16 protein-coding genes and 2 pseudogenes are annotated in these 20,673 nt (G+C 59.2%); 6 read left to right on the forward strand and 12 right to left on the reverse strand.

The window, feature by feature from the left end:
- Positions 1 to 97: 97 nt before the first annotated feature.
- A complete protein-coding gene (locus V1273_RS07460) occupies positions 98 to 334 on the reverse strand; it encodes a PilZ domain-containing protein (RefSeq protein WP_334366966.1) in 237 nt (78 codons plus the stop codon).
- A gap of 998 nt (positions 335 to 1,332) precedes the next feature.
- Entirely contained in the window at positions 1,333 to 1,953 is a 621-nt protein-coding gene (locus tag V1273_RS07465) for a Bug family tripartite tricarboxylate transporter substrate binding protein (protein WP_442894069.1), read from the reverse strand.
- A 379-nt stretch (positions 1,954 to 2,332) separates the two neighbouring features.
- On the opposite strand from V1273_RS07465, the gene V1273_RS07470 reads away from it, so the two are divergent.
- Positions 2,333 to 3,772, forward strand: coding sequence for an IS1182 family transposase (locus V1273_RS07470; RefSeq protein ID WP_334409181.1), 1,440 nt, complete (start codon positions 2,333 to 2,335; stop codon positions 3,770 to 3,772).
- A 144-nt stretch (positions 3,773 to 3,916) separates the two neighbouring features.
- Here the strand turns inward: V1273_RS07470 and V1273_RS07475 are convergent, their stop codons facing one another.
- Positions 3,917 to 4,771 carry an aldo/keto reductase gene (locus V1273_RS07475; RefSeq protein WP_334366968.1) on the reverse strand — a complete coding sequence of 285 codons (855 nt, stop codon included), beginning with the start codon at positions 4,769 to 4,771 and terminating at the stop codon, positions 3,917 to 3,919.
- A gap of 291 nt (positions 4,772 to 5,062) precedes the next feature.
- Positions 5,063 to 5,704: a tyrosine-type recombinase/integrase gene (locus tag V1273_RS07480; RefSeq protein WP_442894070.1), complete on the reverse strand. Its 642-nt coding sequence runs from the start codon at positions 5,702 to 5,704 to the stop codon at positions 5,063 to 5,065.
- 223 nt (positions 5,705 to 5,927) lie between these two features.
- Between V1273_RS07480 and V1273_RS07485 the strand changes: the two genes are divergently transcribed.
- The 4 genes and pseudogenes from V1273_RS07485 (at position 5,928) to V1273_RS07500 (ending at position 10,491) form a co-directional block, all read left to right on the forward strand.
- Positions 5,928 to 6,401, forward strand: coding sequence for a hypothetical protein (locus tag V1273_RS07485; protein WP_334366970.1), 474 nt, complete (start codon positions 5,928 to 5,930; stop codon positions 6,399 to 6,401).
- Positions 6,402 to 7,201: 800 nt separating this feature from the next.
- On the forward strand, positions 7,202 to 8,971 hold the full coding sequence (locus V1273_RS07490; RefSeq protein ID WP_334366971.1) for an adenylate/guanylate cyclase domain-containing protein: 1,770 nt from the start codon (positions 7,202 to 7,204) through the stop codon (positions 8,969 to 8,971).
- Between the two features lie 223 nt (positions 8,972 to 9,194).
- Positions 9,195 to 9,422, forward strand: coding sequence for a hypothetical protein (locus V1273_RS07495; RefSeq protein ID WP_334379341.1), 228 nt, complete (start codon positions 9,195 to 9,197; stop codon positions 9,420 to 9,422).
- Positions 9,423 to 9,459: 37 nt separating this feature from the next.
- A pseudogene (locus V1273_RS07500) lies at positions 9,460 to 10,491 on the forward strand (HD-GYP domain-containing protein).
- A gap of 854 nt (positions 10,492 to 11,345) precedes the next feature.
- Here V1273_RS07500 and V1273_RS07510 read toward each other — a convergent pair.
- Positions 11,346 to 12,117, reverse strand: a pseudogene (locus tag V1273_RS07510) (Crp/Fnr family transcriptional regulator).
- Between the two features lie 486 nt (positions 12,118 to 12,603).
- On the opposite strand from V1273_RS07510, the gene V1273_RS07515 reads away from it, so the two are divergent.
- Positions 12,604 to 13,116, forward strand: a complete 513-nt coding sequence (locus V1273_RS07515; RefSeq protein ID WP_334366974.1) for an anthrone oxygenase family protein — start codon at positions 12,604 to 12,606, stop codon at positions 13,114 to 13,116.
- A 374-nt stretch (positions 13,117 to 13,490) separates the two neighbouring features.
- Here V1273_RS07515 and V1273_RS07520 read toward each other — a convergent pair whose 3' ends face one another.
- From V1273_RS07520 to V1273_RS07550, 7 genes are all read right to left on the reverse strand, one after another.
- Positions 13,491 to 14,237, reverse strand: a complete 747-nt coding sequence (locus V1273_RS07520) for an SDR family NAD(P)-dependent oxidoreductase (RefSeq protein WP_334366975.1) — start codon at positions 14,235 to 14,237, stop codon at positions 13,491 to 13,493.
- Positions 14,238 to 14,274: 37 nt separating this feature from the next.
- Positions 14,275 to 15,237 (reverse strand): carbohydrate kinase family protein, encoded by a 963-nt coding sequence (locus V1273_RS07525; RefSeq protein ID WP_334366976.1) that lies wholly within the window; start codon positions 15,235 to 15,237, stop codon positions 14,275 to 14,277.
- A gap of 33 nt (positions 15,238 to 15,270) precedes the next feature.
- On the reverse strand, positions 15,271 to 15,966 hold the full coding sequence (locus V1273_RS07530) for an L-fuculose-phosphate aldolase (RefSeq protein WP_334366977.1): 696 nt from the start codon (positions 15,964 to 15,966) through the stop codon (positions 15,271 to 15,273).
- A 76-nt stretch (positions 15,967 to 16,042) separates the two neighbouring features.
- Positions 16,043 to 16,612, reverse strand: a complete 570-nt coding sequence (locus V1273_RS07535) for a peroxidase-related enzyme (protein WP_334366978.1) — start codon at positions 16,610 to 16,612, stop codon at positions 16,043 to 16,045.
- Positions 16,613 to 16,627: 15 nt separating this feature from the next.
- The gene (locus V1273_RS07540; RefSeq protein WP_334366979.1) at positions 16,628 to 18,940 is read right to left on the reverse strand and encodes a molybdopterin-dependent oxidoreductase; all 2,313 of its coding nucleotides are present in this window, start codon (positions 18,938 to 18,940) and stop codon (positions 16,628 to 16,630) included.
- A 36-nt stretch (positions 18,941 to 18,976) separates the two neighbouring features.
- Positions 18,977 to 19,753, reverse strand: coding sequence for a CoA transferase (locus tag V1273_RS07545; protein WP_334366980.1), 777 nt, complete (start codon positions 19,751 to 19,753; stop codon positions 18,977 to 18,979).
- A complete protein-coding gene (locus V1273_RS07550) occupies positions 19,753 to 20,562 on the reverse strand; it encodes a CoA transferase subunit A (protein WP_334366981.1) in 810 nt (269 codons plus the stop codon). The genes V1273_RS07545 and V1273_RS07550 overlap by 1 nt, the downstream gene beginning before the upstream one ends.
- Positions 20,563 to 20,673: the final 111 nt, after the last annotated feature.

The raw sequence follows: 20,673 nt of genomic DNA on the forward strand, positions 1-20,673 counted from the left end.
AAACCGGTCTTCCGTGTACGCAGCTCCTGTTCGAGAAAGCCCCCGGCGCGCTTATGGCCCTAGTCTTCCACCTGCATCCGCATGAGTTGGTGGCGTATCAATAGAATGCGACGGCGATACGTTTTTCTTTACGCCAGACGACTGAACAGCGGCGCGGGCCACCGTCCGGAATGACAGTCAGCGCGAATTCGTCGGGAATCTTTTCATCTCCAGCAATATCAAGGGCGGCACCGTATGCGGAGATGCTGCGAATCAAGCAATCTGCTTTCGAACGGCCGAAGCTGATTGAGCCGGACTTTGGGATGCGTGTCGAATGGGAATTTTTCTGCTCCATAGTTTTTCTCCGAGTAAAGAGTTCACCCCGCCGAGCGCAAATCGATTGTCGTCGGGCACCTCCTGCCCTCAAAACGAGCCCGTCAAAATCTCGGAAGCCGATCCGATCTCAGAGCCTTGAATTAAATAAGTGCCATTAAAATACCACATTAAAATTGCGAATTAAACTGGAATATAAAAATTAAATTAAAATTAAATGAACGGTCGAGGGTCTGAGCCGAAGTTCTGCAAAGGCTTGCCCTTTCCTGCAATTTTAGCGCCGATTGCATTCGATCCTCCTCAAAAATGGCTGCACCATTGGCATTTGATCCAAGCGACCTTTAAATCGCCCATACAGCCGTCGGTTATTTATTTCGATCCCGCGGGGCCGCGTCGCACTTGTTAGTCTCGGCGGCCGCCGACGGGGACCGGACCGACGGGGGTCGATGCCGATTGCTGACACCGCGCTACTCTATGCGCTTGCGCCAGATCGTGAACGACAGCGCCCCAACAGTTGGTGCCTTATTATTCTCGGCAGTCGCGCAAAGCTAAACGCTACAATCCTGAAACCAACACCATCTCGTGGGGAACGGCGAATCCTGCACCGCCTTTACGACTGGTCCGGTGCGGACTGGCAGAAAAGCGGACCGCGGCCCGGCAGCAACATCACAGGATTTATTGATTTCGGGATGCCACGCTGCCCGCAGGGACTGGCCAATTCGGCGCCATTCAAGCGGTGGCGCCGTCGTTTGGGGTCGAGTTGAGCCCAGTCAACGTGAGTGACTACGAAGGGACCGAGCGCGCTGTCGCGGCTTTCGCGCGACAGTCGAATGGCGGTCTAATTCCGACCGCTAGCACTTTGGCCGTGATTCATCGCGATCTGATTATCGCGCTTGCGGCTCGGCACAAGCTGCCAGCGGCTTATTCCAGCCGCGCTTTTGTCGCTGGCGACGGCCTTATCTCATATGGGCCTGACCGGGTCGGCCAATATGCGCGCGGCCAGCTATGTCGATCGCATCATTAAGGGAGAGAAGCCCGCCGACCTGCGAGCATGTCAGTCAGTGCAGGTGCCTCGCCCCGATACGGAACGTGCACCATGTTGAGACCGGCCAGCAGCTTGAACAGTTCACCGGATAGATGGCCTGCCGTTCCGTTGCCGCCTGATGCCATGTTGACCTTACCCGGGTTGGCCCGGGCATACGCGATGAACTCGGAAACCGTCTTCGCTGGGAACGATGGGTTTACCGCCAGAATGAAGGGGATCGAGTTGATGCCGGAGACGGGTGTGATGTCGCGGAGGAAGTTGAAATTGAGTTTCTCATAAAGCGTCGCATTGATCGCGGACGAGGCGCCGACCAGGAGGAGGGTGTATCCGTCCGGCGGCGCATTCACAACCAGCTCCGTGCCAACATTGCTGCCTGCTCCTGGCCTGTTCTCGATGACAAATTGCTGGCCGAGACGCTCCGACGGCCATTGGCCTATCAGACGAGCGCTGATGTCGGTAAATCCGCCGGCGGCAAATGGGACGACGACGCGCACCGGCCGGGCGGGGTAGCCTTGCGCCCAAGCGAAGCGCGACAAGGCCGGCAGCGCGGTAGCCACTGTTGCGAGAAGCAAGAATTGGCGGCGGGGCAGTTTCATGGTCTCTTCCTCCCTGATCGTCTTTATTGGGCACGCCTAAATGGGCGCGGACGCGCGATGGGAGCGTGGATAGACCGCAAATGTGATGGTCTCAGTGGATATGCCCGCCGAGGGCATCGACGCCTGCCACCAACCAAAGGGGGACTTCGGCACGTCCCGCTGGCCCGGCTCGAAAGTTAGGCTACCTCAACGGCGCAGCGGGCGGAAGTGGACATGACCGCTTGTGGCCCGTTCGAGACATGACGGCTGAACGCGGGATGTCCGTTAATCGGAGTATAGCCGATGTGCCCGGCCTAGGGTCGAACCGACGCTTTTGACCCTGGCTGTGTGAAAACGCCGTGCCGCTGTTATGATTCTCCCGTGATTCTAGGGGGGATCGATGAGGCGCTTCGTTGAGGAGGCCGATCGTGGGCAATGGACGCTACTGCCCGAGTGCCTCGATGATTTCATTGACGAGGGCAACCCCGTCCGCGTCATCGACGTGTTCGTCGGTGCGCTCGATTTGGCGGAGATGAGCTTTGAAGGAGTGGAGCCGGCGGCGACTGGTCGGCCCTCGTACCATCCCTCGGTTCTGCTGAAGCTTTACATTTACGGCTATCTGAACCGGGTGCAGTCGAGCCGCCGGCTCGAACGAGAAGCCGGACGCAATGTCGAGGTGATGTGGCTGCTGGGCCGGCTCGCTCCCGATCACAAGACGATCGCGGACTTCCGGAAGGATAACGGCTTGGCGCTGCGCAAGGTCTGTGCGCGCTTCGTCGAACTTTGCCGCGAAATGGGGCTTCTTGCGACGGCGAGCGTCGCCATCGATGGCAGCAAGTTCAAGGCCGTGAACAACCGGGACAGGAACTTCACAAAGGCGAAGGTGCAACGGCGGCGTGCGCAGCTTGAGGAGAGCGTCGCGCGCTATCTGAGCCAGCTTGACACGGCCGATCGACAGGAGCCGAGCGAGGCGCTGGCCGCAAAGGTAACAAGGCTCACCGAGAAGCTGACGAAGCTGAAGGAGGAAATGGGCAAGCTTGCGGTTTACGAGAAGCAGATGCTGGATTCGCCAGACCAGCAAATCTCCCTGACCGATCCGGACAGCCGCTCGATGGCGACGAGCGGCCGCGGTTCCGGCGTCGTCGGCTACAATGTGCAGGTCGCCGTGGATACCGAGCACCACCTGATTGTGACGCATGAGGTCACGAACAGCGGTTCAGATCGGGCACAACTGGCCAATATGGCCAAGCAGGCGAAGGCTGTTCTACAGACCGAGACGCTCGAGGCCGTTGCCGATCGCGGCTACTTCAGCAGCGCGGAGATCCTCGCCTGCCACGAGGCCGGCATCACAGTAACTCTGCCCAAGCCGCAGACGTCTGGCGCCAAATCGGATGGACGCTTCGGCAAGCAGGACTTTGTCTATTTGCCGGAGGAGGACGCCTATCGCTGTCCGGCCGGGGAGCAACTGCCATATCGTTTTACGAGCGAGGAAGATGGCAAGCGGATAAGGCGTTACTGGACCAGCGCCTGCCAAAATTGTTCGCTCAAGTCTCAGTGCACGACAGGACCGGAGCGGCGGATTCCGCGATGGGAGCATGAGCATCTGCTCGAAGCCGTGCAGCGGCGCCTTGATGCAAACCCGCATGCCATGCGCGTGCGTCGCGAGACGGTCGAGCATCCGTTCGGCACGATGAAGGCCCGCATGGGGGCGACACACTTCCTCACCAAAACGCTTCCAAAAGTAGCCGCCGAGATGGCTCTCTCGGTCCTGGCCTATAACCTGACACGGGTCATGAACATCGTCGGGACCAAGCCGCTGATGGCTGCGATCGTCGCCTGAGACCGAACCGGTCCAGACTTCTCACAAACTTCCCTGGGAAGGGTGTTTTTACACGGCCAAGACCCGAAGCGGACGTCACTGACGTAAGCGGATGTCGTCTACCGACCCGAATAATCGGACGGCACGACTTACTTGGCCGCGCCTTCATCCCAAATCGTCGAGGTCTTCCGGCTCAAGCTTGAGGGCGGCCGCAAGCACATTATCTTCCAGATGATCGATGGATCGAGTGCCCGGGATTGGCAGCATAACAGGTGATTTAGCGAGCAACCACGCGAGGGACAGGGCAGCGTGCGTGAGGCCGCGACGCGAGGCGACTACCTTTATCCTCTGTGCCCTTAGGCCACGCTTCCCGCCCAAGGGGTACCAGGGCAGAAAAGCAATTCCGAGACGCTCGCAGGCGGAGAGTACATCTTCGCTGGTTTGGTCTCGTAGATTGTACTCGTTCTGAACCGACACGATTGGTGTGATGGAGCGCGCGACCTCGAGCTGGGCAACCGTGACGTTCGAGACGCCTATATGGCGAATTTTGCCCAAGCGCTGCAGATCCGCCAGCGCTCCAACCGATTCTGTGAATGGCACATTGGGGTCAGGCGCATGGAATTGGTACAAATCGATGCGATCCAGCCGCAAGCGCTGCAAACTGCCTTCAATCGCCCGCCGCAAACGGTCGGGGCGACCGTCCGGGACCCAAGATCCGCGGTTTGGTCTCACCAACCCGCCTTTCGTGGCAATAACCAAACCCGGCGGGTAGGGATACAGCGCCTGCGATATCAATAACTCATTCGCTTCGGGGCCATAACTATCCGCAGTGTCAATAAGATTAACGCCAAGCTCGACCGCTCGATGCAGAACCCGATTGACGTGCTGTCGATCCCTTGGTCTTCCCCAGGCATAATCCCCGCACAGACGCATCGCGCCGAAGCCCAATCGGTTAACCTTCAGGTCGCCGAGTTCAATCGTTCCAGCAAGCGCTGCACCTTTGTGGGATGACTGTTTCACCCGAAATCCCGTCCTATAGTAGCCGCAACGACTACGTCCTGCATTCTCGAAAAAAATCGCCTTTGCCGGTGGTGTCGCGCGCAAACTCTTTCAGGCGACGTTGATCGTCAAGCGAGAGACAAGCATAACCGGGGAGGTTCGGGCGGTCTTTACGGCCGCAGGAGCTGCATCTACACTGGCCGAAATTGCAATTTCTGGCGTGCCTTGCCCCAACGCAAAGCGAATAGCCCGCTTCTGGCCCAAACCGGCGGTGAGAAGGCGGGCAGAGCATGTCCGCTCTGCCCGGGTACTTCAGACATCCACTTGTTCCGCTATTGCCAGGGCGTCATCGACCTCAATGCCGAGATACCGGACCGTGCTTTCGATCTTGGTATGCCCAAGCAGAAGCTGGACGGCCCTGAGATTACCAGTCCGCTGGTAGATCAGGGTAGCTTTCGTTCGTCGTAATGAATGCGTCCCGAACAGCCTTGAGTCCAGTCCAATGCTTCCGATCCACTCCGACACGAGCCGGGCATATTGGCGCGTTGTCATGTTGCGGTTAGGACCACCACGAGCCGTGAATAAGAACTCACCAGGCCTTTTGTTGGCGGCCTTTAGATAGTCATCGACTGCCTGGCGAGTCTGCTCGCTCAATTCAAATCTGACAGGCCGTCCGGTTTTCTTTTGGCGGACAGTTGCGCGATCCGCCGTGTACCCGCCGGCAGCAACATCCTCGACTCGGATGGCGACAACATCACAGCCGCGAAGCTTACTGTCTATCGCCAGATTGAACATGGCGAGGTCGCGAGTGCGGCCTTCGATCTGGAGTTTCGTCCGGATTGACCAGACGTGTTTGGGTCGCAGCGGTGGCTTTGCCCCTGTCAGCTTTCCCTTGTTCCAGGGCAGGCGTTTATCAGGCGTCAGCGCAGCATTTACTTGATTCTGCATGGTCATACTCCTCGGTTACAGAGGAGGAGAGCATGTGCCACTGGTTAGGCATCCTTGACCCGGCCAATCTGCTCCTTTTGCGTAAGTCGTGTATCTTTAGCACCCGAGAAGCTCGTTCAACATCTTTGAAGGGTTCGTGGCCGTGGTCCGTAGCAAGAATGCGTCACCAACTTGGGGCGACGTTAAGGCCGCGCTCCTAGATTTCGATCGCGCGGGCCTTCGGGGACTAGTGCAAGACCTCTATACTGCGAGCAAAGACAACCAGGCATTCTTGCACGCCCGCTTGGGCTTGGGTCATGATCAGCTCCAGCCCTTCAAGGCGAGTATTTCGAGATGGATATCCCCGGACCTAATGAAAGGCCAGTCGGTATCGGTTTCGAAAGCCAAGAAGGCGATTGCGGATTACAAGAAAGCCATCGGGCGCTCGGATGGAATAGCGGAACTGTCGATATTTTATTGCGAGGAGGCATTCGGCTTTCTAGACTCCTACAACACGGAAGATGAAGGCTATTTTGCTGCTTTGATCCGCATGTACGAACGGTCCCTCGAAATCGTATCAAGCCTAGCTCCTGCCGAGCGTATGATCTACCTTGAGCGTCTCGACAAGCTTAGATCGCGCGGTAGGAACGTCGGCTGGGCGATCGAAGAAGGATTCAATAGCCTTTGGTACGCCGCTGCTCTGGACGAACACCAGGGTGAATGAAGCATCCTGTCGCACGAGGTAACGATTAGGTCGTCGGGAATGGAGCCCGGGAAGGATGTGCCGAATTCCTCTGGGGGCATGTATTTGGAGAGAAACAACGCGCCAACGTCGGCAGCAATATCGGCAACCAGATGGCATGGGCCTTCCAATCCGTCGCAGTCCGTGTCTGGTGCCGGGACGTAGTCCCAATGCGCGCCATCGCGCAAAATTAGCCCGTACTTCGGCTCAATGAGAGCATCCCAGTACCCCGATGCGTTGGCGTGGACTTCCACTAGATCCTGGGTTCGCGTTCCCCAGGCGATCAACTTTGGCACCCTGAGCGTATCGAGAGGCCGCGGCGCACTGGAGATTGCCCAACTCTCCCAAACACCCCCCCAGCGACACGTAGGCGGTGGCTGGGATTGTGAAAGCCAATTGCCCGCCGTAGAGTGCCCCATAAGAATGGCCGATGATTCCGAGGGTCGGTGGCGGCATTAGGAATTGGCTGAAAGGACCTGAGCGCATCCAACTGATGACGTTGTTGATGAGCGAGTAAGTAGCGTCCGACGGAGATCCTAGCCGAATACATGATCGCGGGCGATGGCGAAACCGGAGGAACTGCTAATCCGGGTCGGTCCGGCTTGGCCGGCACTTTTCGGACCTGCCGATCCTGCCGGCGAACGTCGGCTATGAGGGATTAAAGCGGAAGTGGCTCGGATATCAGCAAGCCGACGCGATTGACCCATTTCGCGGTGAGCCTAGCCGGACATCGACCCAAAATTCTGCTATATGATCTTTTTCCCCGAGCATGGGGGAGCACCTTGAGCAGAGAGCATGTAGAGCGGCGACTGGCAGCCATTTTGGCGGCGGATGTCGCGGGCTCTTGCCGCCTCATAGGGGTCGATGAAGAAGGCGCGCTGGCGCAACTGAAAGCTCTGAGAAAGACGCTTTTCGATCCCAAAATTGCTGATCATCGCGGGCGCATCGTCAAGAACACCGGGGACGGCGCTCTCATTGAGTTCGCGAGCGTCGTAGACGCCGTACGCTGCGCTGTCGAAATTCAGCGCGGCATGGCCAAACAAAATTCCGATGTACCGCAGGACAAACGGATTGAATTTCGCATCGGCATTCACGTCGGCGATATCATCATTGAAGACGATGATATCTTTGGTGATGGGGTCAATATTGCAGTCCGTCTCGAAGGGATCGCAGAGCCTGGCGGCATCAGCATTTCCGACGATGCACACCGGCAAGTTCGGGGCAAAGTAAATAGCACCTTTGAGGACATGGGTTCGCATTCTTTGAAGAATATCGCCGAACCGATGCGGGTCTGGTGCGTTCCAAAAGGTTGCACCGGGATAGATCTGCCGAATCGCCTGCTCGTTGATAACGCTGAACAGCTTGCTCTTCCTGATCGGCCTTCCATCGCGGTGTTGCCGTTCCAGAATATGAGTGGTGATCCCGATCAGGATTACTTCGCTGATGGCATGGTGGACGAAATCACCACTGCGTTGTCACGGTTCAAACCTCTATTCGTGATCTCGCGCAATTCGAGTTTTACCTACAAGGGAAAAGCCGTCGACATTAAGCAGGTCGGACGCGAACTCGGCGTCCGCTACGTGCTTGAAGGGAGTGTGCGCAAGGCAGCCGGAAAAGTCCGCATCATCGGCCAGTTGATTGATGCCGCCACCGGGTTGCACCTTTGGGCCGATCGATTCGAAGGTGATCTGAGCGATATCTTCGCTCTACAGGATCGGATGACCGAAAGTGTCGTCTCTGCCATTGAACCAAAAATGTTTCAAACCGAAATCGATTTGGCCGCGCGTCGGCCGAAAAACCTCAGCGCTTACGACCTTTGTCTTCGAGCAATACCGCATCTCTATTCATTTACTCGGGGCGGATCGGCCGAGGCCCTTCGGCTTGTCTCTCGCGCATTGGAGATTGACCCTCAGTATGGCTTTGCTGCAACCCTTGCAGGAAGTGGTCACCTCCAAAATGTCACTCAGGGGTGGGCGACCGATCCGAAGTCGGAAACTGCCGAAGGATTGCGGCTTCTCCGGTTGGCACTCAGCATCGATGGGAACGACCACTTGGCATTGAGCATGCTTGGCTACGCAGCGGCCTGGTCTGGCGATTTCGATACTGCAAGGGAGATGGTGGACCGTGCGGTCGCCCTGAATCCCAATGCAGCCTTCGCGTGGGGCCAGCGAGGTTGGACTTACCGAGTAGCGGGGCAGCCCGAAGAGGCGATCCGCAGCTTTGAGCGCGCCATTCGACTAAGCCCATTTGACCCGTTGCTATTTCTAAGGCTTACAGAAATGGGCGTTACATTCATCGATCTTGGTCGTTTCGATGAGGCGGTTGCCGCGGTCAAGAAGGCTCTTAGCCAGAACCAGACTTTTGCGGCGTCCTATCGCTGCCTCACGACGGCCCTGGCTCATCTGGGACGCGAAGCAGAAGCGAGGAAGGCAGCGGCCTGTTTGCTCGAACTCGAACCCGATTTTCGCATTTCTGAATGGGTAGCTCGTAGCGGCCGACGGCATGATCAGATCTTTATCGACGGTTTCCGCAAAGCCGGCCTTCCAGAATAACGCGCTGTCCGATCTCGCGGTACCAGCGATTTCATCGATTGGGCGGCGACCCGCGACCTCCACTGTTGGCACCTTTCGCCGGTGCGAGTTGGTCTGGGTCAACGGGTCACAGGTAGGCGTGCGGTTCGTCACCGAGAAGACAAAAAAGCACCCGGGCAAGAATGACCATCCCGCTCGTGCGCAATAAGTCAATCTTGCAGGACCAGGATGACGAGCGATTCACATGCAGCTAGTCTCTTCGCGAACGATCTCCTTCATCGATGTCCCCTCTCTCGCAGTTTTTGAGGCCAAAGAAGCTCTGTTTCATGACGAGGGTAAGGGCTTCCTCCTCTACCTCTCCGGCGGAGAGGTATCATCAACCGCAAAAGAGCGAGTCGTATTCCTGGAGTTGCGGGAGGCGCTGATATGGTTGAACGAGCCCCCTGAGGATCGGGGCTCGTTTTGGGCATGAAGACGCGCAAGTAAGTCGCTCAACGGAGACGACCCGCATGTTTGTGCATGTTCTGGCGGATGATGCCGCCAAGTTGTCCCACCTTTGCGGCATTCTTGACCGCAGATTTCGCGTAGCAGCGGAACGGCTCGACGTCGACGCAAAGCTCTCGCAGGAGTCTCATGCGGTGGTTGTCCGGGCCGATCTACGTGTCGTCGAAAACATCGCGGCTCTCAAGAAGAGGAGTGCACGCATGGCCAAGGTGCCAAAACGCATATTCCTTGTCGAAGAGCCGTCCCACGTCTGCATCTCGCAGGCCTATGCCCTGGGAGCCACGCTCGCCCTAACGGGCACAATCAACCGGTCCAAATTGCTCGCTGCGTTGGCCGATCCGGCAGCCCCAGAATGCTCCTCGCCAACCGGCGCGCCGCAGCAAGACAACGCGGTTGACGTCGCCGCTGCCGCCATTGGATCGATGTTCACCGCGGTGTCGTTGGGCGAGCCGATAGATGTGATCGGGACGAAAGAAGCTGGCAGGAAAATCGCCGATCGCATCACAGAGCACGGGCTCACTGAATGGCTCACGACCGTGCGGCGCCATCACGAGGGGACCTACCAGCATTGCCTCCTCGTAACCGGCGTGGCCATCGACTTTGGACTTAGCCTGGGACTACGGCGAACCGATCTTGACCGGCTGTGCTCCGCCGCCATGTTTCATGATATCGGGCGATCCTGGACAAGCCCGGACGGCTGAACGCCGAGGAGCGCGCACTTATCGAGAGCCATCCGGTGGCAGGATACGAGTTCCTCAAAGCCCAGACCGGTATTTCCGCCGAGGCCCTGGATGCTGTCCGGCATCATCACGAGTATCTCGATGGCAGCGGATACCCGGATGCGCTCTGCGCCGAGAGTATCACCGACATCGTCCGAATGCTGACCATTTCCGACATCTTCGCCGCGCTGATTGAGCACCGGCAATACAAGCCGACCATGCCCTGGGGCGGAGGCATACGGCATCCTTTCCAGGATTCAGGGAAAATTGGAAACGGCCCTGGTGGCTGCGTTCAAGGACGTCGCGCTGGCCAGGTAGTCCTTGCGTCGACCGTCGGTCACCGAAAACGAGGCAAAGCCATCAGGACGGCTGCTTGCGACATGGCGCGATCATTGGACTCCTTCACCGCATCAAACAGGCGCTATTATTCACGGGCGCTAGGACGCATGGGCCAAGCTCGGCCGAATCGGGTCAAGCCCGCTGTAGAGGCGCGAATTGTCGAACTGCAGGCCAGCCGTGATGGCATCCTCAGGATCGCTCAGCAGCTCGGGTATCGATACCACCATGGTGTAGCGGGTGCTCAAGTAGGAGCTGTGGCTTGCCCACCGGAAGGGTCGCTAAGACATCGCTAGACACGCTGTGTTTCAAACACTGTTTCAAACACTCCTTTCACCAAACTACGGCTGAGAGTCTAAAAGCGAACCGACACCTTGAGGCCCATTGGTAATCTTGATGGTACGCAACTGGGGATGCGGGACGCGACCGTGTTGGAAGTGTTGATTACCAGGCGAAGCCCGACCAAGTGGGAATGGCGGGTCTGTGACCGCTATGGGGCCACGATTATGGGCGGTTATGAAAGCACCCGACCGGCGGCCAACTACAGGGGGAATCGGGCGCTATTTCTCCTGTTGTCTACCCGCTGGATTCGGTGATCGCGCAATCCGGACCGGCAAAGTAGGCATAAGGCAGAACACGGACATCGAACAATCAATGCGTTTTCCGTCGTTCTCTTGGAGACGGAACCCCTGCCAATGGGTAATTGCCAAATCATCCGGCACTCGGCTGAATGAAGCCATGCGGAGCAAGGCGGTAGTCGCTCTTCTGGGGATCGCGGCAGGTGGAGCCTACTCGGGAGGCGATGCATCGTTTTTACGAAGAACGATCGTGGATTCCTATTCGGCCAAAACGGAATGTAGATCGCCGGAGTTTTGGTTGCCGGAGCGGCCTAACTGCGAAGCTTCGCTGTATCCAGCGGAAAAAATCTGGTGATATTGGCAGCTCATGACCTTGTAGCACTCACATGCCGCTCCTTCGAGCCGCGGTCTGTCAATCTCGACCAAGCCCCGCCGGCCGGGTCGTACAGCACCCGACGCCCGTAGTTTGCGCATAATCAGCGTCACTGTCGTTCGTCGTACTCCAAGCAACTCTGAAAGCGCTTCCTGCGTTAGCAATATAGCATCAGCGTCGATCCTATCGTGAATGTGGAGCAACCATCGGGCCATGCGGGCTTCGACAGGATGCAGCGCGTTGCAGGCGGCCACATGCTGAAGCTGCATCAACACTGCCCTTGTGTGGGTCTGGACCGCCTGTTTGATGAGGCTGCTCTGACCGAAGGCTGCATGAAACCTTGATGCGGAGATCTGCGATGCGATCCCCGGCACGCGCACGACCGCCGTGGTAGGAGAATGCGAGGGCCCGAGCACTGACCGCATGCCCACCGCTCCCTCAGGCCCGATGACGGAGGTTGCTACTGTTTCTCCGTTCGGCATTTCGAGCATGAACGAAATCGTCCCGCTGTGCGGAAAATAGACCTTGTCACTCCGATCGCACCAGCACCGCGTCTCGTTTGAGCGATATTTGCTCGAAGTAAGGGGCGAGTAAACCAAGGTCCGCTGACGGCAGCCCAGCTAACAGTCGATTACCAACGCTCGTATGGCGCTTCATTGTGGCTGGCAATTCCTTCAATGATTATGATTCATTTCGGATTCAAGGTGAGCACGACGGCCTGGATCGAAATCGGTTGGCGTCGCGCGTTACCAAGAGCACCACGATTTGTCCTCTCGTATTTTTACTTGGGGGCTTTGCTTCTACTTAGGGGCTCGGTCGTAATTCCGTAATATTGGGCAACCCTTTCAATCTACGCCGGGCACCGCCAACACCGCGGTTTTGAAACGCCCAGCCGCAAGCGGAAAGATCTTCCGCAAGAGGTACACAAGCGGCAATCGACGCGCTCTATCGTCCAATCCTGAAACGCTCAGTGCCGATGTCCGAATTTCCCGAAAAGTGCCAAGAGCGTAAATCTCGTATCTTACCCATCACCCATAACCACTGTAGTTTTGACAAAGGTCACGCGCTCTGCGGATGATTTTTCCTATTGGTGGTTTGCATTGGTCGTGAGAACAGAACGATCGGCCCTAAGCGAGGCCTGCAATGTCGAGAATGCTCCTGGCGCTGTCGATCGCGTCAATCGTCTTTTGCGGCGCGATTTTCGGATCCTTCTATGCTTGGGTCTGCTCGACGATGTGGGGGCTCGATCAGGCGGATCCCCGTGTCGCAATCGCTGCCATGCAGGCGATGAATGCCTCAGTGCGCAACGCGGTGTTCTTTCCTGCATTTTTCCTGACACCGGTAGTTTTGGTTTTCACGGCGGCCGCAATGCGCTTTGCCGGTCAAATCTTGGCTGCGTTGTGGTTCCTAGCCGCGGCTGCGGTCTATATGGCTTTCGGCCTTTTCCTCACGATGGCAGTGAACGTTCCCATGAACGAGACGTTGGCGGTGACGCCTGTTCCGGCAGACGTTAATGCCGCTCGGGAGGTTTGGGACAGCTATTCAGGGCGATGGCAATTCTGGAATCAAGTGCGAGCGATCGCTTCAGGCATTGCTTTGATTTTCGCCGTTTTCGGATTGACGAGATCGCGACTGAGCGCCTCAAGGACTGTATGACGGCAAAGGTCGATCTTTCACCTTCGGCCAAGTTGCAGAGGAATGGACTGGCTTAGCCAGTGGCCCCAATGCTCTGGCCCGGACTCCTCACCGAATGTCCGTAACGATCATTCGGGTCGATTTGACCGCAAAACACAGAAGGATGGAATCAAACTGGCCAGCCTTGATCAACCGCAGACAGAATCAACACAATCGACGCAAAGCGTATAGTCGCGTATGGGATGCAACGGTCACGCCAAAGCGAGCAGAGGGCGTGTACAGGTTTCCGATCAACGTCTCCGCTCATGCCGATCGCACGCGGATCGAGTCTCTAGAAATGTTGGCCCCCACCTGAGTATCGGCCGCTGTGATTCCCGACCGTCCGAGGATATCGACTAACTATAGAATATTCCGCCATCCACGTTGAGTGCCTGGCCAGTTACAAATGCCGAGTCGTCCGAAGCAAAGAATGCGACGGGACCAACAACGTCTTCCGGCTCGCCGAGTCGATGCAGGTCGGTGATCTTTTCGAAATACGTCACCCGTTCCGGATCGCGCAAATTGTTGCGACCCATCTCCGTCAGGATGATGCCGGGACATACGGCATTGACGGTAATTCCGTGGCCGCCAAACTCCATGGACGTGACGCGCGTAAAGCCGACCACGGCGGATTTTGATGCGGCATAGTGTGACTGCCCTGGACCGCCTGTGCGTGCGGCGAGGGATGCTATGTTGACGATGCGTCCATAGCGGCGCTCCTTCATATGCGCCGCGACGGCCTGGGTCATCTGGAAGACGCCGCGAACGTTGACGGCAAAGGTCTGATCCCAGATCTCCGGTGTCAATTCGTCGATCATTGCCAATCTCAGGATCCCCGCATTGTTGACGAGAACGTCGATATGTCCAAGACCCTGTACTGCCTCGGATACCGCGCGCTGACAGTCTCCGATATTGCTGACATCGGCCAGGACGGGGATGCATTGTCCGCCCAGTTTCTTCACCTCAGCGATGGTCTCCAGCAGAACCGCCTCTTGGGCCGGGATGTCGTTCAACGCGAGGCTGTAGCCCCGATTGGCCAATCCGATGGCAATCGCGCGCCCGATGCCGCGGCTGGCCCCTGTCACGATGGCATGTCTGGTCATGTTGTGTTCCTGTTTCAATAAACGTGATGTCGATGGACTAAGAGCGAGCGGCGCCTCGGACGGGCAGAGTATTCATCGCGTGGATCGTGTCTTCGAACGACACGAGATTGGCACCGGAGCCCAGGCCCGTTGCGACGATCGCGGCCGTTGCTGTCGCCAGCTTTGCGCAGTCGAGCAGATCCCAGTCGCGGACCAGTCCGGCGATGAAGCCACCGGTATAGGAGTCGCCGCAGCCGGATGTGTCGCGCACCGCCACCTCGAATGCCGGCAATGTGAACTGCCGCCCTTCGCGGGCCATGACGAAGGATCCGTTCTCTCCCAGCGAGATGGCACAGGCGCCGGCGCCCTTGTCGATGAAGATTCGCGCACAAGCCACGGGATCGTCGGTTCCGACCATGGCGTGGGTCTCGTCGATGCTTGGCATGAAAAAGTCCACATAGGGCAGCAGCGGTTCGACCAGCGCCAACGTCTCGCTTCGTGCCTGGATCAGGTCCAGCGTCGTGATGCAGCCGGCAGCCTTGGCGTCCCGCAGCAGTGCCACCGACGGAGCGCCGTCCATCGCCAGCAGAGAGCCAACGCCGCCAAGGTGCAGCACTTTGCTCTGGCAGGCGGCCTTCTGCGCCTCGGACGAGATGCGCCAGCGAGCAGAAGCGCCCCTCGCATGCAAGACCGGACGCGATCCGTCGGGACGGATGGGCAGGATCGTCGCTGACGTCGGGGCGCCGGGCATCCGCTCCATGACGGAGATATCGATGCCCTCGCGCTCCATTGCATTCAGCACCCAGTCGGCCTTCTCGTCGGTGCCCACCGCGCCAACTGCGCGAGCGTTCAGGCCAAGTCGTGCGCATGGCACAACCGTTCCACCGGCGGTGCCGGCGACGGTCAGTCGTATTTCATCGATCAGCGCCCGACCGCCGCCGGCCGGGATTTCCGTGACCGGAACGCCCAGAATATCCAGAATGTAGGTGCCGCAGACGCTGACGTCGTGTCGGTGTGCCATGAGGCATGTCTCGCAGTTGTTGGTGCCGAGTTGTTAATTTGAATGCGCCGAGGTCTTTTGGGCGCCGTCGCTGTCACGCAAACCATATTGCCCCCATCGCCTGAGGATGCTGTCGATCTCTTCGTCCGGCAGCAGCGGCGGTTCGCCGAGCTGCAGGCAGCCGTGATATTGCTTGGCGAGCACTTCGACCTCCACCGCGAGCCACAGGGCCTTGCGCAGGTTCAGACCGATCGCGATCAGCCCGTGATGGGCCAACAGGCAGGCGCGGCGATAACGAAGCGCGTCCAGGGCCGCGCGTGACAGCTCCTCGGTGCCGTATTGGGCATATGGTGCGCATGGGATGTCGTTACCGCCGGCCGCCGCGATCATGTAGTGGATGGCCGGAATCGAACGGTTCATGATTGCGATGATCGTGCAGAAGATCGGATGCGCATGAACGACGGCGTTCGCTTCGGGTTTCGACTTGAGGATGTCGAGGTGAAAGCGCCACTCCGTCGAGGGCACGTGGCCCGGCGACGCCGTCCACGAGCCATCCCATTTCATGGCGACGATGTCCTCCGGCCGCATGCGGTCATAAGGAACACCCGACGGAGTGAGCAGGATGCCGTCCTCAGTCCGAACGCTGATATTACCAGACGTGCCCTGGTTGATACCCTGAGCCGACATCTCGCGACACGCGTCGATGATGGATTGTCGAAGCTCGACGTCTGAATCGTAGGACTTCACCATGGCGTACTTCCTCGAAATGCATCACCGTAGCTCGTCTGGGCCACCGGAGTTGTCGCCTCATCCTGATCGAAGCGCTTCAGCGCCCCATGGCAAAGAACTCGTCGTTCGGCCGCATGCTGGTAACGTTTGCCAGTCGGTTGGACATGCCGAAGAATGCAGCGATGGCGGCGATATCCCACGCGTCTTCCTCGGTAAAGTCATGGCGCTTCAGTGTTTCGATGTCGGCATTGCCGACCTCGTAGGCCTGCATCGAAACTTTCATGGCAAAGTCGAGCATCGCCTTTTGCCGCGGGGTGATGTCGGCCTTGCGGTAGTTGACCGCCACCTGGTCCGCGATCTGCGGGTTTTTCGCACGGATGCGAAGGATGGCGCCATGGGCCACCACGCAATACTGGCACTGGTTGGCATTGCTGGTGGCGACCACGATCATCTCGCGTTCAGCCTTCGAGAGCGGACCGGGCTTGTCCATCAAGGCGTCGTGATAGGCGAAGAACGCCCGAAACTCCTCAGGTCGATGCGCAAGCGTCAGAAAGACGTTGGGCACGAAGCCCGATTTTTCCTGTACCGCCAGAATGCGGTTACGGATATCGTCCGGCAGATCCGAGATTTCGGGGACAGGAAAGCGGCTGATGGCAGGCTTGGTCATGTTTATGGATCTCCCTCAGGCGGCCGCGAGTGCAACCAGCTTTTCTTGATATTCGTCGAAGGCGTCGCGTTGATCTGCGATATGTGGTTCGGCCCTCACCAGGCACGTCTGCGCGGAGCAACCCTGGCCAAATTGCGAGGTGCCGACGTCGAGCGTCAGCACGTTCGGATTGCCGGCGGCCTCGAGACCTTCGTCATCCCGCGGGGTGAACCAGGCGCCGGTGGGTAGCACGATCACGCCCGAACGCACGGTATCGGTAACCTGGGCCGTGGCCAGACAGGTTCCCCGGGTATTCCAGATGCGGATGGTCTGGCCGTCGGTGATCCCAAGCGCCGCCGCGTCATCAGAATGAAGCCGCGCCTGCTCGCGACCATTGCGCTTCAGGGCCACGCTCGAGGCGCCTGTCTCGAGCTGACTGTGCAGGCGTCCGGCCGGCTGGTGCGAGATCAGGTGCAGTTCGGCTGGATCACTGCAGTTGCCCAGCCATTCCGCCGGCTCGATCCAGGCCGGATGTGCACGACAGTCGCCGTAGTTGAGCCTGGCGAGCGTTTCGCTGCCGAGCACGATCTTCCCGCTTTCGGTCTTGAGCGCGAATTTCTCCGGTGCCTCGCGGAAATCAGCCAGGAATGTGTGGCCGGCCTGCACCGGGCAGCGCGCGTAGCCGGTCTGCCAGAACGTGTCGAAATCCGGCATTTCGAAGCCAAGCCGCTGCGCAGCATCCTCTCGGCTCAGCTCGTAAAGGTAGCGAAGCCAGTCCATTTCATCGCGGCCTTCATTGAAACGGTCGGCGACGCCGAGCTTTCCGGCGATCAGATTGAAGATGTCAAAGTCGGGTCGCGAGTCTCCCACGGGCTTGATGGCTTGTTTCATCGCGAGGATGAGGTCGGAGCGCTTGTTGCCGGCCATATCGTTACGTTCGATCGATGTGGTCGCCGGCAGCACGATATCGGCGCGCTGCGCCGTCGCCGTGAACATGGGATCCTGAACGATGATGGTCTCGGGCCGCGTCCAGGCTTCAGACAGGCGATTGAGATCCTGATGATGATGGTAGGGATTGCCGCCGGCCCAATAGACAAGCTTGATATCCGGATAGGCCCGGATCTCGCCCTCGTAGGTGAACTCCGTGCCGGGATTGAGCAACATGTCGCTGATGCGCGCCACCGGGATGAAGCTGTCGATCGGCCGCGTGAGCTGCGAGATGCCGGGCGACTTAAGGAGATTGAAAGGTGCGCCGACGCCGCCGAGGGACGCATAACCGTAGCCGACGCCGCCGCCCGGCAATCCGATCTGACCGATGACCGATGCGAGGCCGAGTGCTGCCCAGAACGGCTGCTCGCCATGATGCGCGCGCTGGAGGCTCCAGCTCACGGTCAGCATGCTGCGGGTGTCGACCAGGCGCTTGGCGAGCTGGCCGATGCCGTTGACGTCGAGCCCGCAGATACCGGCGGCCCAAGCCGCATCCTTGCGCGTGCCATCCGACGCGCCTTCAAGATAATGCAGCAGCCGATCCGCACCACTCGTGCAGCGATCGAGGAAGCTCCTGTCGTGCCTGTCCGCTTTCACGACCTCGCCGGCCAGCCCCAGCATCAGCGCCGTGTCCGTATTCGGGCGGATCGGCCACCATTCGGCGTCGACCCAGTCCGGCAGATCGTCCTTCAGGGGCGAGACGTGAATGATCTTGACGCCGCGCGCGACGATCTTCCGAAGATATGTTTCGAGCCGATGGATGCCGATACCTCCGGCCTCGCTCTGTGCGGTCCGCGGTGACAGCGCCCCGAAGACCACCAGCGTCTCGGTGCGTTCGGCGATGGTGTCGAGTGTGTTGGCGCGCCCGTCACACGCGTCGGAGCTTCCCAGCGTATGGCGCAAGATCACGGGACCGGCGGCGATGGAATAGGTGTCGACATGCCTGGTGAAGCCGCCGACAAGGTTGAGCATGCGCTTCAGCAGCGACGAGGCATGGTGCAGGCGGCCCGAATTCGTCCAGCCATAGGAGCCCGCGAAGATCGATGCGTTGCCATAAGTGCCTGAGACGCGACGGATCTCGTCGGCAACCAGCGTCGCCGCCTCATCCCAGCTAACGGCCACGAATTTCTCCTGGCCTCGCTTGCGCCGGTCGCTGTGTTCGCGCTTGTCCAGCCAACCCGAACGAACCATCGGCCGCAATACGCGGCGTTCGGGGTTGGCCCATTCCGAAATGGAATGGATGATCGGGGAGGGGGCCGGGTCGTGTTCGAATGGCTCGACGCCCACGATCTGTTCATCCTGCACGAGAATGGTGTAGGCGCCCCAATGGCTGCAGTGCGGTATCCGCCTGAGCTCACTCACGCGCCGTCTCCATGGGCTCGCCCGTGTTGCTGCAAATCAGGACACATGTGACAGGCGCCGCTCGATCTCGCGCAGCTCGCGCCGCATCTGTGCGGCGAACTCGGGATAGGTCTCGGCCACTTCGTCGAAGACGCGACCGCGCAGCAGATCCAAAGTGTGTCGGTCGGGCAGCGCGGTCTGTTCCGGTTGGCTGTCATGGGTGAATTGAAAGCCGGTGGCGTCCTTGATTGCGGCGAGGTCGTGTCCGGGGTGAATGCTCTGGAGCTCGAAGCCGGGACGGGTCTTGTCGAAGCGGAACAGCGCCTTGCTGGTCAGCAGCGCAATCGGGCCGCCGCTTCGGAACACGCCGTCATCGCTGACGCCCGGCGCGCTGATGAAGTCCACGTTCTCGACAAGGGCGCGGGGGGTGTGCTCCTCGCGGAACAGGATGACCCGCGGCACGACGTAATAAAGATAGGCCGATCCGAACGAGCCGGGCCATCTCACTTGCGACTGCGGATAGTCGCCGGTCCCCACCAGGTTGACGTTGCCGCGGCCGTCGATCTGTCCTCCGCCGAGGAAAAAGGCGTCGATACGGCCTTGACCCGCGCAGTCGAATAGCTCGGCCGAGCCATTGGTGAAGAAGTTGTGCTCCACAGATCCCAGAATCGAAATGCGCGGGCCAGCATCGCCCGCTGCTTGCTGCAGCGCCCGGAGCAGCATGGCGCCGGCGGCAGGAATGGGGGAGGAGGCACCGACAGCGACATGCCTCACGCCATCGAGCAGCCGCGCAATGGTGCAGATCAATACCTCTCGCGGGTGGACCTCGGTCATCACGCGGGCTCCATCCGGGCGTGAGCCATATAGTCGGAGAAGCCCTCGGCCGTCCGCGCCGCCTTCGCGTAGCGCACGATCTCCGCCGTATCGGCCGGATACTCGCCCCAAAGGCCGTAGGGCCACGCGCCTTTTGGGGCGAGGCCGACTTCGGTGACGTAGAGAGATGGCAGAACGCCGGCGGCGCTCATCTCATTCGCGAGCAGGCTGTCGTCGACGATACGCTCCACGGTGACGAGAACCGTGGCCGACGCATAAGCCATGGCGGCGAGTTCGCGGCGCCGTCCGATCCAGACATTGCCGAAGCGATCTGCCATCGGGGCGTGGAAAATCGTGACATCCGGCCTGATGGCTGGAATGAGGACGATCGGATCGCCGCCGTCTGCGAGGGGATTGTTGATGACACGCCAATCGTCGCGGTGGCGGAGCAGGTCACTGCCAATCAGTCCGCGGAGCGGCAGAAACGGACTGCCTTTCTGCCCCGCCATCAACCCGGCATGGATGGCGGGGCATGTCGCGTCCTTTAATTTGATCGCCCCGTCCTTGACGGCAGCGTTGAAGCGGGGGGCGCCACCAGTCTCGCCAAGCGAGACTGCGCTCGTTTCCACCGATCGGACCAGACCTGCTCCAACGAGTTGATCGACCTGAAGTCCGCCGGTCGGGACACAGACGAGATCGAGATTGTTGGTGCCGCGCTCCATGATCGGGCGGGTCATGGCCATGGATACGCCGGCATAGTCGACCGGCAGCGCCAGGCGCATGCCCGGCTCGATGTGCTTCGCCATTGCGCGAAGATCGCTCAGCACCATTTTCCTCCTTCGATGCGTTCTATATTATAGAACACAGTTCTAAATCAAAAGTAGCCGTACCGCCACGAGGCTGTCAACGCGTTTGTGCCGGCGACACGTATGGGCGGGGAG

Source organism: Bradyrhizobium sp. AZCC 1721, assembly GCF_036924715.1.
In the GTDB taxonomy this organism is placed as follows: domain Bacteria; phylum Pseudomonadota; class Alphaproteobacteria; order Rhizobiales; family Xanthobacteraceae; genus Bradyrhizobium.

Coding starts and splice junctions, on each gene's coding strand:
- V1273_RS07515 (WP_334366974.1), top strand. CDS start 12,604: ATGTCGAGAATGCTCCTGGCGCTGTCGATCGCGTCAATCGTCTTTTGC.
- V1273_RS07480 (WP_442894070.1), bottom strand. CDS start 5,704: ATGACCATGCAGAATCAAGTAAATGCTGCGCTGACGCCTGATAAACGC.
- V1273_RS07470 (WP_334409181.1), top strand. CDS start 2,333: ATGAGGCGCTTCGTTGAGGAGGCCGATCGTGGGCAATGGACGCTACTG.
- V1273_RS07520 (WP_334366975.1), bottom strand. CDS start 14,237: ATGACCAGACATGCCATCGTGACAGGGGCCAGCCGCGGCATCGGGCGC.
- V1273_RS07545 (WP_334366980.1), bottom strand. CDS start 19,753: ATGACCGAGGTCCACCCGCGAGAGGTATTGATCTGCACCATTGCGCGG.
- V1273_RS07460 (WP_334366966.1), bottom strand. CDS start 334: ATGGAGCAGAAAAATTCCCATTCGACACGCATCCCAAAGTCCGGCTCA.
- V1273_RS07525 (WP_334366976.1), bottom strand. CDS start 15,237: ATGGCACACCGACACGACGTCAGCGTCTGCGGCACCTACATTCTGGAT.
- V1273_RS07495 (WP_334379341.1), top strand. CDS start 9,195: ATGCAGCTAGTCTCTTCGCGAACGATCTCCTTCATCGATGTCCCCTCT.
- V1273_RS07465 (WP_442894069.1), bottom strand. CDS start 1,953: ATGAAACTGCCCCGCCGCCAATTCTTGCTTCTCGCAACAGTGGCTACC.
- V1273_RS07530 (WP_334366977.1), bottom strand. CDS start 15,966: ATGGTGAAGTCCTACGATTCAGACGTCGAGCTTCGACAATCCATCATC.
- V1273_RS07550 (WP_334366981.1), bottom strand. CDS start 20,562: ATGGTGCTGAGCGATCTTCGCGCAATGGCGAAGCACATCGAGCCGGGC.
- V1273_RS07535 (WP_334366978.1), bottom strand. CDS start 16,612: ATGACCAAGCCTGCCATCAGCCGCTTTCCTGTCCCCGAAATCTCGGAT.